The organism is Alteromonas sp. 5NS40-0096 (assembly GCF_057544385.1).
In genome coordinates, this window is record NZ_BAAJLQ010000003.1 from 301,785 (window position 1) to 318,797 (window position 17,013).

The following is a 17,013-nucleotide window of genomic DNA, read 5'->3' on the forward strand; positions in this document are numbered from 1 at the left end:
ATTCAGATGTCTCATTTTCCAAAACAAACGCACCATGATACCGGTCTTGTTGGTGTTGGACTGCGCTCCGAACATTACCAGGACGTGTTGGAAGAGACATCTGGTATCGATTTTGTTGAAGTGCATAGTGAAAACTTTTTCGCTGAAGGCGGAGTAATATCACGCTATTTGTCTCAGCTTCAACAGACTATTCCTATTAGCTTGCACGGCACAGCAATGGGCTTGGGCTCTGGGGCGGGTATTGATTCAGGCTATTTGGCGCGACTTCAACGTCTTACACAGCAAATCGAACCTTTATTGGTGTCTGATCACGCTTGTTTTTGTTGGACAGGTGAGGGGAACCAAGTGATGCACGCAGGGGATTTACTGCCGTTGAAGTTTGATGAAGCCCACCTTGACGTCATCGCTAACAATGTTGACCGAGTGCAAAACCAATTGGGACGACAAATCCTGGTGGAAAACATTGTGAGTTATGTGCCCCGTAATAAGGACTTTATCGATGAAAACGAGTTTTTGGTTGAGCTTACCAAGCGAACAGGCGCTGGTTTACTGTTGGATCTCAATAACTTAATCGTCAATGCCATTAATTTTGATACCAGACACCCCTTGGACATAGCAAAAAACTGGCTTGCCAAAATTCCTGCTGACGTCGTCGGTGAAATTCACTTGGCGGGTTTTAGTTCTGTGCAGGGCGATGCCTTGGTTGTTGATGATCATAGCCAACCAGTAAGCGATATGTGTTGGCAGTTATATCGCGTGGTGATGTCGCAAATGGGACCAAAACCAACACTGATCGAATGGGACAATGATCTGCCTTCATGGGCAGTTCTGAAGTCAGAAGCAGACAAAGCAAGAGCCATCATGGCGTCGGTTTAACCAGTATTGAAACGAATTCATTGAAGTTGGAGAAAGCAATGGCTGCAACAGATATATCGCATTTCCAAACGCAATTTATGCAAATGGTAAAAGGTGACTTGTCTCTCGATAACCTAACACAAGCAAAACGCAAAGGTTTGGCTGTTTATCGGAACAACATGTTGGCAACGGCAAAACGCAGTTTATCTCTGAGTTATCCGGTCATAGCGAAAATGATTGGCGATGATGCAATGGCATTTTTGGCGACGAAGTTACTATCTCTATCACCACCACAAAAAGGGGATTGGGCAGAGTGGGGAGAGATGCTCAGCGAACTTATCGAGCGCACACCTTTGCATACGACGCATCCCTACTTAGCGGATATGGCGAAGTTGGAATGGCTCACTCACACGGTTGGTAAGATGGCGGAAGTCTCATTGGACGTCGACTCCTTAACCTTGTTAGAACACGAAGATTTGACGCAAATCTATCTGTTGCTATCGCCGTCGTTAACAACATTGCAAAGCGATTTTCCGATAAATCAGTTGCGCACAGTGCACCGGCCATTTGACCCGAAGTATTTGCCGTCTCACGGCGAGTTAGCCTTGGTTGTTGAGCAGGCCTCGAACTGCGAACTTCTCACCGTCGCACAGCGAGATGGTTTACCAAACGTCGTGGGGCTCAGCGAGGCAGAGTTCACTTGGCTAGCAAAAGTACAAGAGGGCTGGTCTCTTGAACAACTACTCAGTGAATTTCCAGATTTTGATTTTGCTGGATGGCTGCAAAAGGCCATTCAGGAGGGTTGGGTAATTGGTATTGCCCGACGTAACAACAATATTTGATATTAGGAGAAAGGTAATGACAGCCTTAATTCAAAAGTTATCCATACCCTATGCCAAAGGGGTCTGGGGTTTAAACAAACTACAATCTGTAGGCGCGCTATTGGCTCGTTTGTATATTGCAAACGTATTTTTCAAAGCGGGTCTAGTGAAACTACAGGATTGGGATACGACACTGTTCCTATTCGAAGAAGAGTACAGTGTGCCTTTCTTACCATTCGAATTTGCCGCATATTTAGGCACCTTCGGTGAAATTGTTTTTCCAGTGCTTTTGGCTCTGGGGCTGGCGAGCCGATTTTCAGCCATAGCGCTTTTTGTTGTTAACGTTGTGGCAGTGTTGAGTTTGAGTGAAATGCCTGCTGCCGCTTTGTATCTACATGTGCTTTGGGGCGTTCTTATGGCCCAAGTTGCAATCTATGGCGGTGGTACTTTCAGCCTTGACCGATTGATCAAACGCAATGCGCTACCACAATAAGCAGATTGCTAAACGTCTTACGCAGTGAAGTCCAAAGTAGTATTGAGATGTATGCCCCTCATCATAGGTCTCAGTACTACTATTGGACTTTTTTCAATTCCTTTCCACGCTCACTCATTCGACCACCTTTACTTTCGTAAAAGGTGAAATTATGAAATTGGCTATTTTTTCACTCGTTTAACCTTTTTATCCCAAAAAAGCCTTAAATCGCGGACAAAAATTCATATCTTTGTTGCCTTTAGTATATTTTGTTTGCATTGAAATAAAGAATTCATGAAATGATGGTTGACATATAGACGTCTATACGGCAAATTGACGCTATGAAAACGATTATTAGCACCACCGGCATGATGATTACCACCTTTTTTAGGGCGGTCGCTGGCTAGTGCGTAAAATGCAAAAGACAACGAAAGCCCGCCCTAACTCAGAGCGGGTTTTTTTTTGCATGAATTTGTGGCAAATATGCTGATTGGTGAACAAAGGAGCAATACATGAAAGTCTTAAAGTTTGGTGGCTCATCTCTGGCCGATGCAACGCGATACCTTCGCGTGACCGAGATTAGTGTCGATACCCACCAAACCGACGGTGCGGCTGTCGTATTATCTGCTCCAAAGGGAGTAACAAATGCCTTGTCTCTACTCTGTGAACAAGCAGAGCGTGGCGAGGACTTTAGCCCGCTATTCAATAAGTTGAATGATACAGTGAGTGGCATTTCAGCGGAATTGGGACACACTCTCGATGGCTTTAATAGTGATAAAGTAAAAGCGTTCATTGACGATAAACTTGCGCGTTTGAAGCAACAATTAGACGGGATGGCATTATTGTCAACCGCGCCAGACTCAGTGGCAGCCAGTATCCTAAGTATTGGTGAATACATCAGTGTCACATTATTTAGTGAAATATTGTCATCTAAAGGCATTGAAAATCGCATCATTGACCCTGCACATTACGTTGTTGCCGAAGGAGAATACCTAGACAGTATTGCCGATGTGGCATTGTCGAAGGCGCGTTTTGACGACGTGATATCCGATGGCAGCCAGCTGTTGATCATGCCCGGGTTTGTGGCAGCAAATGAAAACGGCGAGAAAGTCACGCTAGGACGCAATGGTTCGGATTATTCTGCTGCCGTTCTGGCCGCGTGTATCGACGCGTCATGCTGTGAAATATGGACGGATGTCGATGGTGTCTACAATGCCGATCCCAACCAAGTTGAGGGCGCTGTTTTACTTGATAAATTAACGTATCAAGAAGCGATGGAATTGTCTTATTTCGGTGCCAAAGTATTGCACCCAAAAACGATTGGCCCTATTGCTCAGCACCATATTCCATGCCTAATTCGAAACACACTTAACCCGAGTGCTCCAGGTACATTAATCAGTAACGAAAAGAGCACGGTATGGACAAGTGTTAAAGGTATTTCTCAGTTAGATGACGTGGCAATGTTCAATGTCGCAGGTCCTGGTTTAAAAGGGATGGTAGGCATGGCATCACGGGTATTTGAAGTGATGTCGAACGCGAATATCTCTATTTGTTTGATCACCCAGTCCAGTTCTGAATACAGCATTAGTTTTTGTATTCACAGTAAGGATGAGGAGCGAGCATTGTCGTTACTTGAAGACGCGTTTGCTCTCGAGTTGCAAAATCATTTACTTGATCCGATTGAAGTGCGAAAAGACTTGGCTATCGTTACCCTTGTTGGGGATGGCATGCGACATACCAAAGGCCTAGCAGCACGATTCTTCAATGCGCTGTCTCAAGCTAGAGTCAACAATGTCGCCATTGCTCAAGGCTCGTCAGAGCGTTCGATTTCAACAGTGATTGAGAGTGCAAAAGCGAAGAAAGCGGTGAAAGTGATTCACCAGAATTTTTTCTCAGATAAGCACGCGATTGATATTTTTATGATTGGATGCGGTACGGTCGGTGCTGAGTTGCTGAGCCAGATTGCTAAGCAGCAGCAGGCGCTGCTAGAGCGTAATATTCAAGTTCGCGTTTACGGCTTGGCCAATTCTCGCCAACTACTGCTCGACAAAGACGGCATTGCTATCGACAGCGATTGGCAACCTGCATTAGCGGCAAGTACCGATGCTTTTTCAATTGAAAGATTGAAATCTTTCGTTAACGAAAATAGCTTGGTCAACCCTGTTATCGTAGATTGTACTAGCAACGAAAGTATTGCGGCGCAATATGTCGATATGATGGAAAATGGTTTTCACGTTGTTACGCCAAACAAAAAAGCGAATACCGATACGATGGCTTACTATCGCTCGTTGCGAGAAACAGCCCTAAACACGAACCGTCAATATCTTTATGAAACAACGGTTGGAGCCGGTTTGCCAGTAATTGATAACTTACAAAAGCTATTCAGTGCGGGTGATAAACTTCATCGGTTTGAGGGTATTTTGTCGGGAAGTTTGTCTTATGTATTTGGTAAACTGGATGAAGGTATGAGCCTTTCTGCAGCAACAACGATAGCAAGAGATAACGGTTACACCGAGCCCGATCCGAGAGATGATCTCAGTGGTATGGATGTCGCTCGCAAATTGTTGATCATGGCAAGAGAGGCGGGAATGGAATTGGAGCTTGAGGACATTGTCATTGAGTCAGTTCTTCCGGAGGGCTTTGCCGAGGGAGCATCAATTGAAGAGTTTATGACGCAGCTACCCGAATTAGATAGTGCCTTTCAGGCTCAAGTCAAAGCCTCCGCTGAACGTGGAGAAGTGCTGCGATATATTGGTAGTATTGAAGGCACACAGTGTAAAGTTAGTATCCAGTCAGTGCCTGCTGAACACCCGCTTGCGGCAGTAAAAGATGGTGAGAATGCGTTGGCGATTCATAGTGACTATTATCAACCTATTCCGTTTGTGATTCGTGGATATGGCGCTGGCGCTACAGTGACGGCGGCTGGAGTATTCGCAGATATCTTGAGAACCATGCCGTGGAAACAGGTAGGTCACTAGTATGAGTAGTAAAAAGCAAACCTTTGCATACGCCCCAGCCTCGATAGGTAATGTCAGTCTTGGTTTTGATGTGTTAGGCGCTGCGCTGGAGCCTATCGATGGAAGCGTGTTGGGTGATGAAGTGATTATCGAAGATGCGCAACGATATGGCTTGACGGTATCTGGGCCTTTTGCTCATAAACTGCCACAAGATCCAGCGACAAATATCGTCACTCATTGCTATGACTATTTTGCCGAACAAGCGAAGTCGGCTGGCGTGGTTGTTTCACCAGTACATATTGAGCTTAAAAAAAATTTGCCTATTGGCAGTGGCTTAGGTTCAAGTGCCAGCTCCATAGTCGCTGCATTTCATGGGTTGAATGCCCATTTTGGCTCTCCTTTTGAGCAAGATGCGCTCTTAATGATGATGGGCGAATTAGAGGGGCAAATCAGTGGCAGTATTCATTATGACAATGTCGCGCCTTGCTATCTAGGTGGCCTGACACTGATGACAGGGCAAGACTCGCCAGTAACCGCGTCTCTTCCCGTTATGTCAAATTGGTACTGGGTAGCTTGTTATTCTGGTATCAGCGTATCGACTGCAGCAGCAAGAGACATACTGCCGAAGGACATCCCGTTATCAACAGCCCTGACATTCGGTCGTCAGTTAGGTATTTTTGTTCATGCATTGCACAGTAATGATGCCTCATTGGCGGCATCGGTAATGCAAGATGTTATCGCCGAACCATATCGAAAATCACTGCTACCTAGGTTTGAAGAGGCACGCGCGACAAGTGTTGAAGCCGGGGCATTGGCGTTTGGGATTTCTGGTTCTGGCCCAACAGTTTTTGCCGTGTGCGACGACCTAGCGGTAGCGCAGCGAGTACAAGCGTGGTTGAATGACAACTATATACAGAATGAAGATGGCTTTAGCCACATTTGTCGCGTTCCTTTGGAAGGCGCTACAGCAAAAGAACAAGTTTAAGGTATAAAAACGTGGAATTGGTAAATTTAAAAGTCGCAAGTGACAAGGCGTCATTTGCACAAGCAGTAAAACGCGGCCTAGGGCAGAATCAGGGGTTGTATTTCCCCACATCGATCCCAGAATTTGATGATATTGACAGTCTGTTGGCAATGCCGTTTGTCGAACGCAGTCAGAAGGTGCTTTCGACATTGATCGGTGACGAGCTTGAACAATCGGTTTTGGATGAGGTCGTGGCAAATGCCTTTAACTTCCCAGCGAAAGTAGAAGCCGTTACAGAAGAGATATACAGCCTAGAACTTTTCCACGGTCCTACACTTGCGTTTAAAGACTTTGGTGGCCGTTTTATGGCCCAGTGTTTATCGACCATTAGCGACGGTTCACCGATTACTATTCTCACTGCCACATCAGGCGATACGGGCGCAGCAGTGGCTCACGCATTTCATGGTATCGATAATATTAACGTCGTCATTTTGTTTCCTAAAGGAAAAATCAGTCAGCTTCAAGAAAAGCTGTTTACCACCCTGGGCGACAACATTCATACCGTCGCGGTTGAAAGTGACTTTGATGCGTGCCAAGCATTAGTAAAAACGGCTTTCGATGATCCTGAAGTGAGAGAGGGTTTACACCTTAACTCCGCCAATTCGATTAATATCAGTAGATTGTTAGCGCAGGTTTGTTATTACTTTGAAGCCGTGGCTCAATTGCCAGCGGAAAAGCGAGCCGAGCTGGTTATTTCAGTGCCATCAGGCAATTTTGGTAATTTAACAGCGGGAATGATCGCCAAATCTATGGGTCTGCCGATTAAGCGTTTCATTGCAGCAACGAATGCCAATGACACTGTACCGCGTTATTTGAAAACAGGTGAGTGGGCTCCGAATGCGACTGTCGCAACCATGTCTAATGCTATGGATGTAAGCCAACCGAATAATTGGCCAAGAATCGAAGCTCTGATTGAACAGGGTTATATCGACAAAGCCTGTTTAAAAGGTGAGTCAGTTGATGAGGAATACACGCAATTAGCAATGCGTCAGTTGCAACAAGCAGGTTATACGAGTGAACCCCATGCTGCGATTGCGTACCGCGCGGTTAGTCATGACTTAGAACCTGGTGAAACTGGCTTGTTCTTAGGGACAGCCCACCCAGCTAAGTTTCGCGAGACAGTAGAAAATGTACTGGGGCAACCTATTAGCTTGCCTCAAGCGTTGGCTGATGTTGCGGGTAAAGAAAGTCTGGCGCAAGAGTTACCTGCCGACTATGCAGCGCTGAAAGCGCATATGTTTGATTTACTCAAAGACGCCTAGCTATGGCATCGTGGGAAACGTTGCTAGGGGCAGAAAAATCTGCCCCTTATTTTTTGTCTATGCAACAGAAAATAAGTCAGGCGAGAGCGAACGGGACGACTATTTTCCCTCCCTCTGAACAGGTTTTTACCGCATTCGAACTCACACCATTGGATCAGGTGAAAGTGGTAATATTGGGACAAGATCCATACCACGGGCCAGCTCAGGCTCACGGTTTGGCGTTTTCGGTACAAGACGGCGTAAAGATCCCCCCCTCTTTACGTAATATGTATAAAGAGTTGGAAAACAGTGTCGCTGATTTTGAGATTCCTTCGTCTGGCAACCTGATACATTGGGCTCAGCAAGGGGTCTTCTTGTTAAATACTGTACTTACGGTTGAACAGGGTAAGGCACACAGCCACGCCAGGTGGGGCTGGGAAACTTTCACAGACAGGGTTATTGCTGCGCTCAACGAACACACAAATCAGGTCGTATTTCTTTTGTGGGGAGCCCATGCGCAGAAAAAGGGCGCACTCATCAATCGAGACCGCCACTTTGTACTAGAGGCACCACACCCCTCGCCATTGTCAGCGCACAGAGGTTTTTTTGGATGTGACCACTTTTTGCAAACTAACCAACTTTTGACGAGTGCAGGAAAGACGCCCATCAAGTGGTAAGTCTGCAGTATTCAACTATGCAATTACGACAAGCAATAGCGAATCGTATTCACAACCACATTGAGTAGAAACGAAAACGGCCACCTCATTTGAGGTGGCCGTTTTTCATTATCTCTCTAGGTTATCTAGTTCTAGTTCAAGACTTAGGTCGATATCGACTAACTCTTTCTCTAGTTTGAAGCGATCCTGAATCGCCTCGATTTCTCTCCACTTGCGTTTTTTGCTTTTGGTTTTTGCTGGACGTTGCTCGATGTCTAACATTGCAAATAGATCGGAATTATCCACGGAGATCTCCTTGTTGTTACCGCTTACTACAGTCACAGAGTAAATTGTATAAATTTCCCTCTGACTAATTTTTTACCACAGCTGACAACAAAATAAAATAAGTAAATTTACCTTTTATTAACATTTTGTGACATTGTGATGACAATCAACAAGGTGTTTGGGGAAGTGCGCTGAGAGAATAACTCAGCGCTTTTTTGAACAGCTTGGTAGGGTAGATGTGTTATTTTGGTGCATTAGCACGTCTAAATCGTGCAATTAAATCTTGTGTTGATGCATCAAAAGCACTGTTGTCTGCCGTACCTTCAATCCCTGCAAGTACCTGATTACCTAACACTTTGCCTAGCTCTACACCCCATTGGTCAAAGCTATTTAGCTGCCAGATAACCCCTTGTACAAACACCTTGTGTTCATACATTGCAACCAACGCGCCAAGTGTTTTAGGATCCAGTTTTTCAAACAGGAACGTGTTACTTGGTTTATTGCCAGGCATTGTCTTATGCTGCGCAAGCTGCTTGCGTGTTGCATCGTCAAGGCCCTTGCCATCTAAGTCTGCAAAGCAGTCCTCAAAGGATTTACCTTGCATCAACGCCTGTGTTTGGCCGAAACAATTTGACGCCAGCATAGCGTGATGTGTTTCGTCTTGGTTTGGTACATTCAGTGGCAACATAAAATCGGCTGGAATGATGCCGCTGCCTTGGTGGATAAGCTGGTGGAAACTGTGTTGGCCGTTCGTGCCCTCACTTCCCCAAATAATGGGCCCAGTAGGGTAATCGACAACGTCTCCATCTTGAGTGACAGATTTACCGTTACTTTCCATATCTAACTGCTGCACATAAGCCGGTAGGCCACGTAAATAGTGGTAATAAGGCAGTAAAACCTGAGACTGGGCACCAAAGAAGTTACGATACCAGACCCCTAGCATCGCTAAGATCACCGGAATGTTGGCATGGTTTGGTGCAGTTTTGAAATGAACATCCATTTCATAAGCGCCTTCAAGCAAAGCCTTGAAATTTTCAAAGCCCAAAGCCAACGAGATAGGCAAACCGATGGCTGACCATAGTGAATATCGCCCGCCAACCCAATCCCACATCGGGAATATATTGTCCTGAGCAATACCAAATTCGGTGGCAGCACTCACATTCGAAGACACGGCAACAAAGTGTTTTGCAATGTCCTCTTGCGTACCGCCTTGTGCTAAAAACCACGCCTTCGCACTCAATGTATTTTGCAGTGTTTCTTGCGTAGAAAACGACTTGGACGACATAACGAACAAGGTATCTTCATGGTTGAGCTCGGATAAAACATCGTGAATGTGACAGCCATCAACATTGGCGACAAAATGCACTTTGACAGTGTTATCACGATAAGGCTTTAACGCTTCGGTCATAATTTTGGGGCCAAGGAAAGAGCCTCCAATGCCGATGGCAACAACGTGTTTTACCGCTTTACCCGTGCAGCCTTTGTGTTCACCTGAATGCACTCGTTGAGTAAATGCCTCGATTTTATCAAGTGTTGCTGCTACCTCGGGCATGACATCTGTGCCGTTTACCACAACAGGCTCGCCACTGAAGTTGCGCAAAGCAGTATGTAAAACGGCTCTGTCTTCGGTACTGTTTATATGCTCTCCAGAAAACATGGCATCGCGATGTGCAGCTAAACCTTGAGCATCTGCTAGCTCAAAAAGCGCATCCAAAACGGCACTATTTACTCGGTTCTTTGAATAGTCTAGGTGAATGCCGCAGGCTTCAATTTGCATATTTTCGGCGCGCTTTGGATCGGCATCAAACCAATCACGCATGTGCTCTGCACCGACAGTTGTATATAGTTGTGAAAGTGTTTGCCAAGCAGGCAAGCTAGTTAATACCGTCATATTTGTCCCAGTCTTTTGGCCTATGGATTGAGATCTATCACATATTGCCTATGCTCAGTTGAGCAGGCGTGGAGAAAAAGTTCGAGTTAATTGTTAATCGATAGCCACGCCTGATCCAACTGTGATTTTTCGTTTTACGCTTCCAATTTTTCTTGGAGCATCGCTTCAAGTTTGCGCTGGTCCGCGGCAAAATTACGAATACCTTCGGCAAGTTTTTCCGTCGCCATCGCATCTTCACTCATGTCCCAACGGAAGCCACTTTCGCTCAGTCTCTCTCCTGGCGTCTGTGTTGCTCCTTTGTCAACTAGACGAGGCGCTAATTCTCCCGGTTGATTGGCGAGCTCTTCAAGTAACTGCGGACTAATCGTCAGGCGATCGCAGCCTGCAAGGGCAATGATTTCGCCTGTATTGCGGAAACTAGCCCCCATGACTACTGTGTTGTAACCGTGAGATTTGTAGTAGTCGTAAATCTGTGAGACGGATACTACACCTGGATCGTCTTCTGCAGTGTAATCCGTTTTACCTGTACTCGCTTTGTACCAGTCAAGAATACGGCCGACAAAAGGAGAAATGAGGAAAACTCCAGCTTCGGCACAGGCTCTTGCTTGGGCAAAGCTGAACAGCAGTGTCAGGTTACAATTAATGCCTTTTTTCTCAAGTGCTTCGGCAGCTTGGATGCCTTCCCAAGTTGACGCAATCTTGATAAGGATTCGAGACTTATCAACGCCAGCGTCCTGATAAAGTTGCACCAAGCGCTCGGCTTTCTCGATGGTCGCTTGCGTGTCGTAAGACAACCTTGCATCAACCTCAGTTGAAATGCGGCCTGGGATTAAAGCAGAAATTTCCTTACCAATTTCTACCGCGAGTTTGTCAGATGCATCAGTGAGTTGTTGTTGTGCATCATCCGATTGAGTCTTTGCCCACGCTACCGCTTTTTCAATCGTTTCTGCATACTGAGGAAGTCCCGCTGCTTTTAACAACAAAGAAGGGTTAGTTGTTGCATCGACAGGCTGATACTTTTTAATTGCTTCGATGTCGCCAGTATCTGCGACAACTGTTGTTAGCTGACGCAAAGATTCAAGTTGATTGCTCATATCTCTCTCTGATCTTTTTTCGTTGAAAATGAAACAGCACGACGCTGCCTTCTCGGACATGCCATTATTGTTATGCTGTTTATTGTGTAGGGTAACTGTGTCCGGATGATGAAACCAGATCGAATCCAGCTAGTATAGATCGAAAACGTTACTAAGGTGGTATAATCTGGAACAAATTTCGTTAGGAGTTCCTATGTTAGCTGTTGTCTCTCCCGCAAAAAACTTAGATTTTGAGTCACCAATCCCGGTAGACACCTTTACCCAGCCAGCTATGCTGGATCAACTTGACCATTTGGTCAAGTTTTGTAAGACGCTTTCACCTGCAGATATTGCGTCGTTGATGAGTATTAGCGATAAATTATCTGTATTGAATGCCGATAGATTTGCCGAATTTAGCCGTCCTTTTACCCCCGACAATGCTCGACAAGCAATGTACGCATTTAACGGTGACGTATACACTGGCCTAGACGCATACTCGTTATCAGAGCGAGACGTAACCTTCGCCCAATCTCATTTGCGCATTTTATCTGGTTTGTATGGTTTGTTGCGTCCATTGGATTTGATGCAAGCGTATCGTTTAGAAATGGGAACAAAGTTAGCGACAGATAAAGGGAAAGACCTTTATCAATATTGGGGTGAAGACATTACTCAAGTACTGAATCAAGCTCTGGCCGAGCAAGGCGACAATGTCTTAGTGAATTTAGCGTCTAACGAGTACTTTAAATCGGTCAAGAAAAAGTCGTTGGAAGCTATGATCATCACGCCAAACTTTAAAGACCTCAAGAATGGCCAGTATAAAGTTATCAGTTTCTTTGCCAAAAAAGCCCGCGGGTTGATGGCGCGATACATCATCCAAAACCAGTTGACTGACGTTGAACAGCTCAAAGATTTTGACCTAGCAGGTTATCGCTTTAGTGAAGAGCAAAGCTCACCAACGGATTTTGTCTTTTTACGTGATGAAGCTGTGTAAGGCGGCAAGGCGTATTTTCGATGATTGAGAATACAGGCTTTGCTAGTAACAAAGCCTGTATTTTAGCAGCACGTCCCTGACATATTTGACAGTAGACAAGCGGCAACAGTGATGGTTTGCTGCATCACAGTTGGCTAGGTTTTCGAATCAAGAGAGAGGCCGCTAAGGTAGCCATGTACTCAAAGAAAACACTTCCTTACATGGCGATATAGGCGTATTTACATGCTCACATTATCGCATCGTCAATAGCGTCGAACGACACTAGATGGGCATCGTTCCATATGCGCTGCGATATATCACCGTGATTTACGTCCAACTTTCTCACTAAGAAATGCTCAATGGTATCAACAGGATAACCGTCAATATCGAGCAGTATCATTTCTCCATTTTTAAGCTCAGTCTCGATCATATGCCTTGGCAACCATCCCCAGCCGACACCAGCTTGTATTAACGATTTTTGTGTTTTCAGGTCATTCACTTGAAATGTTCTGGCGCCAGAGATGATAGACTTAAACGCGAGCTGTGGATTTTGTTCTGCGTCTTTTAGTACGAGTTGTGTTTCATCCAGTAATGCCGCACTGCTTAAGGGCTGACGCAATTGAGCGATAGGACTGTGTGCAGATGCTACTGCAATGCGTTCGACAGAAAACAAATATTTGAATTCTAGCTCACTGCTAATATCCGTCGTCATAGGGGTAATAGCAATGTCAGATGTGCCAGTGTTGATGGCATTGGCGTTATTGGCAATAGTCTCTGTCATCAAGTTCAGTTGTAGATTAGGAAACGCTTTGTTAAGCCGGCCAATAAGGCTCACGACATGAGACTCAGAGACAAAATGACTAACAGCGATAGCAAATTTGCTAGGGGGTTTACGCCATTTTTGTTTAGAAAAATCGTTGAGTTCGGTGACTGACCGCAGGGCAAGACGCGCTTTATCATAAAACGCACTGCCTTCTGGCGTTAGCACAAGACGATAACTCTCTCGCGAGAACAATTCGATGGCTAGACTATCTTCAATCGCTCGGATTGCCGTACTGATCGATGGTGCAGATTTGTGCATGTGTTGACTGGCCGCTCGAACTGAACCGTGCTTTACAACGGCTTCGAACGCCCTCAATTGGTCAAGGGTCATAAGTCATGTAGTCAATATTCAACTCAGCATCAACTTCCTGTTTTGCTGTGTCGGATCAAAAAAATCTAAAGTTTGCCAAGGTCGTTCCGATAACCTTTTTAACCAAGATAATTTGCTTTTGTTTTGCGACCTCAACTCGCAAAAGTCACTACCAAACGCCAAGTTATCATCAACACCGTGAAGTAACAGACGCCTTATACCCTCAGGCACAAAGACTAGCAGTTGGTGCCATTCAACTCAATAAGGCTTACGCAATACTTACGTCTTTGAGTAAACTCTGTACCCATCGTGAGGCAAGCAGTTCCGCCTCATTGAAGGGGTCTTGTAAAGAATTCCCAAACACCAAGATCGAAAATACGATACATCTTAATTAGCGCTTTGGGGCTAGATTGATTGGCAAATAGCCAACGACTAAGGTGTGTCATGGAGATTTCAGCTTCCCCTAATCAGATTCACAATACTGTTTCTGCTACAAAGCCCAGCCCGAATCAAACTCAGAGCTTCTTTACCAATTTGCTATCGCAATTTGCTTCTGATGATGGGTTGAACGAGGCGACGCCTACCACTGATAGCGTCAATACTAATCAAGTCGGCAAAGCTGCGAGCGCAGCTACTAGCGCACCGCTTTCGAATATTGTTAATCACGCGATATCAACGGCGCTTGATAATGCGCCAAAAAATCAGTCAATTTCGCCAGAACTCGTGAACTTGTTTCAAAACAGTTTACTGGAAGCGCTTACCGCTTCTTTGTATCAATCACCAGTTCAAACTCAAGTGGAGACAGAGGTTCAAAAACAAACTGACCTTGTTTCCATTGATGACACTATGACTGGCGATACGGCATCAGAAAAAAGCTTAGGAGAGTCGATTCTAGATATATCGTTCGGTGATGATGGATTTGGCATGGATGACGTCTTTGATGCCGTCAATGTACTGAATCATATCCCGATCGTCTCCGATGTCTATCAAGAAGTGAGCGATAATACGGTCGATGCATTTTCATCACTGGCAGGGAGTTTCATGCTCTACGGTCCAGCGGGGCTCGCTATCTCGGCGGTAAATATTGCGACCGAGCAACTCAGTGGCGAATCGCTGGTGGGTAACGCGGTGAACTTTGCTACCGATTTGTTTAACTCAATGATGTCTGATGAGGCCAATTCAGAATCGCCAGTCACATCAACGGCGCCGCAACCTGATGACACCATTGCCGGCTTGTCTTCGCCAACGTTTAATAATGGAGGTGTCCGATGAGAATTATCAAATACCAGTGCCTGCTTTTGAGTTTGCTTGTCAGTGGTTGTGCCGTGCCCGTTATTGAAGCGCCATCCGTTGTAGACTCCTTGCCCACAAAGCCCAACGTTAAGAAGGCGCTAACAAAGATTGAAAAAGTGCCGACGCCGACGTTACCGGATCATCCCAAATATGCGCCGATCAGAACGACGCCGACGCCGGTACTCAGAGTGCCGTCCGGTTCACTGTTTGACGCGAACAATTTTGTCGGAATTTTGATTCAAAATCGGGCTTACAAAGTGGGTGATATGGTGCAGTTGGTATTAGAAGAACAAACAAGCGCGACCAAACAGCAAGAGCTCAATAAATCCAATAGTGCAGAGTTGAATGTCGCCCCATTGAAGCTAGCGGCAGGCCCGTTGCGCATTAATAGTGGCGACGTTGAGCTTGACCATCAACAAGATAGCGCGTTTCAAAGTAATTCTAATACACGTCAACAAAATTCTTTGGCGGGTACTATTAACGTATTTGTGAGCGATATCTTAGCCAATGGCAATCTGATTGTGGCGGGTGAAAAATGGATCACGCTCAACGAAGGTCAAGAATTCATTCGTGTGACAGGTGAAGTGCGTTCTCAAGATATTACTCCACAAAATACGATCAGCTCCACGAAATTGGGCAACGCTAGGATTGAATACAGTGGGGCTGGGCGTCAAAAAGACAATCAAGCGCAATCGCTGATCAGTAAAATTTTGTCGATTATAGGGTAGGGCGTCATGCGTTGGTGGTTTTTACTTTTCTTTTCTTATCCCGTGTTTGCTTCTCAGTGGTTTACAGGCGAGGCAAGTATGCCAATCGGCGATGCACCGCTGGAACAGATCCGCGAGCAAACGATCAAAAATGCCATAGCGAATGCGTCTTATATGGCGGGCGCAATGGTAAGTGCAGAAGAGGTTTCATTGAATGGTGTTATCGTAGGCAGCCAGGTTTTAGTTGAATCTCAAGGGGCGGTTCGGCGAGTCAAAGTGTTGAGTGAACAGGTTCAAGATAATGTGCTGACAGTTATAGTCGACGTCGATCTTGCTGTTTTTCATCAGTGCGAAGCGTCACAGTATCGACGCCACTTACTCGTTAGCCCATTTGTAATTCAAAGCCCCCATCATACCAAAGTCGGCGGGTTAGTGGCGTTTGGTCAGCACGTTGGTAAACGGTTTGAGCAACAAATCAATTTGTCTAACTATGGCTTTAAAGCGCATTTATTGGGACAAGTGGTGCTGCGCAAGCCTCCTTTCGAACTCGCCGATCAACAAACGCTGACTGCGAAAGCAGAGTATTTAGCACGGGAGTATGGGACGCAATATGTACTATTTGGGTATCTGCGGGATATCAGTTTGTTTAATCAAACAGAACGGCAGTGGTCAGGTGATGAAACACAAATCAAGCGCAATTTTACGATGCGTTTGTACGTGATGGATGTGTTTCAATCGCGCATTGTCATGGAAGAGTCTTATCATGTTGAAGCTGATTGGGACTTCGATTTGTATCAACCCGTTGACTTGAATAGCAGTTTATTCTGGCAGTCAGCATATGGTAGGAGCGTCCTGGGGAGTATTGCTGATGCCATTGTTGATGTAACAGACAACATGCAATGTGAGCCACAACTCGGCCAAATTATTGCTCGTCATACGGATGGTTTTATTATTAATCTTGGCAAACACGATGGCCTACAGATTGGCGATGAATTTGCCATGCATCAGTCGTTGGGTTACCGAGTTCGGTCAGCTTCGCCGCAACAGTTTTTGAATTTACGAGATGACACGCGATTGAGTGTTATCGCGCTGAGCGCAACAACCGCCAAAATTACCCCTCAGCGATTAGGGCAAGGCTTGGAAGGGCAAGTGTTTGATTTGGTTTCGCCAGCAACTTTCCATTCTCGGGCAAGAAAAAATGAATCACATGAGTGGTAGCCTGAGAATGGTTTTATGAGCGCAATGGGCGTTTAAACGTTATCATTACGTTTTTTAATAACAGAGAAAGCGTGATGCCCCACTGTATCATTGAATACACCCCCGCAATCGAAGACCAGATCAGTATCAGTACATTGGTTGAAAACGTGCATCAAAGTGCTAACGACAGTGGCTTATTTAATGCCGTGTCAATAAAAACAAGAGCGTTGTGTGTAGAACATTTTCTGCTTGGTAGTGGAAACAAAGGATTTATTCACGTCAGCATTCGTATCTTAGCTGGCAGGACAGAGTCACAAAAGCGAGACTTATCTCAACGTGTTCTGCGAGGCGTGTCAAACGGCATTGATAAAGGCGTAGACGTGTCGGTAGAGATTCTCGATATCGACACGCCAAGTTATGCCAAGCAAGTGCTTTAACC

At 45.4% G+C, this 17,013-nt stretch carries 16 protein-coding genes; 12 read left to right on the plus strand and 4 right to left on the minus strand.

The features are described 5' to 3' along the window. Nucleotides 1–6 precede the first annotated feature (6 nt). The 7 genes from AC27G9_RS11235 (at nucleotide 7) to ung (ending at nucleotide 8,047) form a co-directional block, all read left to right on the plus strand. Complete coding sequence (locus AC27G9_RS11235) at nucleotides 7–876, plus strand: MbnB/TglH/ChrH family RiPP precursor modification enzyme (protein WP_487074177.1); 870 nt, start codon at nucleotides 7–9, stop codon at nucleotides 874–876. 38 nt (nucleotides 877–914) lie between these two features. Next, complete coding sequence (locus AC27G9_RS11240) at nucleotides 915–1,697, plus strand: HvfC/BufC family peptide modification chaperone (protein WP_487074179.1); 783 nt, start codon at nucleotides 915–917, stop codon at nucleotides 1,695–1,697. A gap of 16 nt (nucleotides 1,698–1,713) precedes the next feature. After that, complete coding sequence (locus AC27G9_RS11245) at nucleotides 1,714–2,169, plus strand: DoxX family protein (RefSeq protein WP_487074181.1); 456 nt, start codon at nucleotides 1,714–1,716, stop codon at nucleotides 2,167–2,169. A gap of 491 nt (nucleotides 2,170–2,660) precedes the next feature. Continuing rightward, entirely contained in the window at nucleotides 2,661–5,126 is a 2,466-nt protein-coding gene (thrA, locus tag AC27G9_RS11250; protein WP_487074183.1) for a bifunctional aspartate kinase/homoserine dehydrogenase I, read from the plus strand. A 1-nt stretch (nucleotide 5,127) separates the two neighbouring features. Next, nucleotides 5,128–6,090, plus strand: a complete 963-nt coding sequence (thrB, locus tag AC27G9_RS11255; RefSeq protein ID WP_487074185.1) for a homoserine kinase — start codon at nucleotides 5,128–5,130, stop codon at nucleotides 6,088–6,090. A gap of 11 nt (nucleotides 6,091–6,101) precedes the next feature. Continuing rightward, nucleotides 6,102–7,391, plus strand: a complete 1,290-nt coding sequence (gene thrC / locus AC27G9_RS11260) for a threonine synthase (RefSeq protein ID WP_487074187.1) — start codon at nucleotides 6,102–6,104, stop codon at nucleotides 7,389–7,391. A 2-nt stretch (nucleotides 7,392–7,393) separates the two neighbouring features. Next, nucleotides 7,394–8,047 carry a uracil-DNA glycosylase gene (gene ung / locus AC27G9_RS11265; RefSeq protein ID WP_487074189.1) on the plus strand — a complete coding sequence of 218 codons (654 nt, stop codon included), beginning with the start codon at nucleotides 7,394–7,396 and terminating at the stop codon, nucleotides 8,045–8,047. A gap of 108 nt (nucleotides 8,048–8,155) precedes the next feature. Here the strand turns inward: ung and AC27G9_RS11270 are convergent, their stop codons facing one another. From AC27G9_RS11270 to tal, 3 genes are all read right to left on the minus strand, one after another. After that, nucleotides 8,156–8,332: a DUF3545 family protein gene (locus tag AC27G9_RS11270; RefSeq protein WP_487074191.1), complete on the minus strand. Its 177-nt coding sequence runs from the start codon at nucleotides 8,330–8,332 to the stop codon at nucleotides 8,156–8,158. Nucleotides 8,333–8,552: 220 nt separating this feature from the next. Further along, nucleotides 8,553–10,202, minus strand: a complete 1,650-nt coding sequence (pgi, locus tag AC27G9_RS11275; protein ID WP_487074193.1) for a glucose-6-phosphate isomerase — start codon at nucleotides 10,200–10,202, stop codon at nucleotides 8,553–8,555. A 134-nt stretch (nucleotides 10,203–10,336) separates the two neighbouring features. Next, nucleotides 10,337–11,296: a transaldolase gene (gene tal / locus AC27G9_RS11280; protein WP_487074195.1), complete on the minus strand. Its 960-nt coding sequence runs from the start codon at nucleotides 11,294–11,296 to the stop codon at nucleotides 10,337–10,339. A 193-nt stretch (nucleotides 11,297–11,489) separates the two neighbouring features. Here tal and yaaA point away from each other — a divergent pair, with 193 nt between their 5' ends. Continuing rightward, nucleotides 11,490–12,266, plus strand: a complete 777-nt coding sequence (gene yaaA / locus AC27G9_RS11285; RefSeq protein ID WP_487074197.1) for a peroxide stress protein YaaA — start codon at nucleotides 11,490–11,492, stop codon at nucleotides 12,264–12,266. Nucleotides 12,267–12,492: 226 nt separating this feature from the next. Here the strand turns inward: yaaA and AC27G9_RS11290 are convergent, their stop codons facing one another. Then, nucleotides 12,493–13,398 (minus strand): LysR family transcriptional regulator, encoded by a 906-nt coding sequence (locus tag AC27G9_RS11290; RefSeq protein ID WP_487074199.1) that lies wholly within the window; start codon nucleotides 13,396–13,398, stop codon nucleotides 12,493–12,495. Nucleotides 13,399–13,821: 423 nt separating this feature from the next. On the opposite strand from AC27G9_RS11290, the gene AC27G9_RS11295 reads away from it, so the two are divergent. From AC27G9_RS11295 to AC27G9_RS11310, 4 genes are all read left to right on the plus strand, one after another. Continuing rightward, nucleotides 13,822–14,649: a hypothetical protein gene (locus AC27G9_RS11295; RefSeq protein ID WP_487074201.1), complete on the plus strand. Its 828-nt coding sequence runs from the start codon at nucleotides 13,822–13,824 to the stop codon at nucleotides 14,647–14,649. Beyond that, nucleotides 14,646–15,398: a flagellar basal body L-ring protein FlgH gene (locus AC27G9_RS11300; protein ID WP_487074203.1), complete on the plus strand. Its 753-nt coding sequence runs from the start codon at nucleotides 14,646–14,648 to the stop codon at nucleotides 15,396–15,398. The genes AC27G9_RS11295 and AC27G9_RS11300 overlap by 4 nt, the downstream gene beginning before the upstream one ends. 6 nt (nucleotides 15,399–15,404) lie before the next feature. Further along, the gene (locus AC27G9_RS11305; RefSeq protein ID WP_487074205.1) at nucleotides 15,405–16,595 is read left to right on the plus strand and encodes a flagellar assembly protein T N-terminal domain-containing protein; all 1,191 of its coding nucleotides are present in this window, start codon (nucleotides 15,405–15,407) and stop codon (nucleotides 16,593–16,595) included. A 74-nt stretch (nucleotides 16,596–16,669) separates the two neighbouring features. Beyond that, nucleotides 16,670–17,011 (plus strand): 5-carboxymethyl-2-hydroxymuconate Delta-isomerase, encoded by a 342-nt coding sequence (locus AC27G9_RS11310; RefSeq protein WP_487074207.1) that lies wholly within the window; start codon nucleotides 16,670–16,672, stop codon nucleotides 17,009–17,011. Nucleotides 17,012–17,013 lie beyond the last annotated feature (2 nt).

Bases quoted from the DNA above. Each gene is read 5' to 3' on its own strand.
- AC27G9_RS11235 (WP_487074177.1), top strand. From the start codon at position 7: ATGTCTCATTTTCCAAAACAAACGCACCATGATACCGGTCTTGTTGGT.
- AC27G9_RS11240 (WP_487074179.1), top strand. From the start codon at position 915: ATGGCTGCAACAGATATATCGCATTTCCAAACGCAATTTATGCAAATG.
- AC27G9_RS11245 (WP_487074181.1), top strand. From the start codon at position 1,714: ATGACAGCCTTAATTCAAAAGTTATCCATACCCTATGCCAAAGGGGTC.
- thrA (WP_487074183.1), top strand. From the start codon at position 2,661: ATGAAAGTCTTAAAGTTTGGTGGCTCATCTCTGGCCGATGCAACGCGA.
- thrB (WP_487074185.1), top strand. From the start codon at position 5,128: ATGAGTAGTAAAAAGCAAACCTTTGCATACGCCCCAGCCTCGATAGGT.
- ung (WP_487074189.1), top strand. From the start codon at position 7,394: ATGGCATCGTGGGAAACGTTGCTAGGGGCAGAAAAATCTGCCCCTTAT.
- pgi (WP_487074193.1), bottom strand. From the start codon at position 10,202: ATGACGGTATTAACTAGCTTGCCTGCTTGGCAAACACTTTCACAACTA.
- tal (WP_487074195.1), bottom strand. From the start codon at position 11,296: ATGAGCAATCAACTTGAATCTTTGCGTCAGCTAACAACAGTTGTCGCA.
- yaaA (WP_487074197.1), top strand. From the start codon at position 11,490: ATGTTAGCTGTTGTCTCTCCCGCAAAAAACTTAGATTTTGAGTCACCA.
- AC27G9_RS11290 (WP_487074199.1), bottom strand. From the start codon at position 13,398: ATGACCCTTGACCAATTGAGGGCGTTCGAAGCCGTTGTAAAGCACGGT.
- AC27G9_RS11295 (WP_487074201.1), top strand. From the start codon at position 13,822: ATGGAGATTTCAGCTTCCCCTAATCAGATTCACAATACTGTTTCTGCT.
- AC27G9_RS11300 (WP_487074203.1), top strand. From the start codon at position 14,646: ATGAGAATTATCAAATACCAGTGCCTGCTTTTGAGTTTGCTTGTCAGT.
- AC27G9_RS11305 (WP_487074205.1), top strand. From the start codon at position 15,405: ATGCGTTGGTGGTTTTTACTTTTCTTTTCTTATCCCGTGTTTGCTTCT.
- AC27G9_RS11310 (WP_487074207.1), top strand. From the start codon at position 16,670: ATGCCCCACTGTATCATTGAATACACCCCCGCAATCGAAGACCAGATC.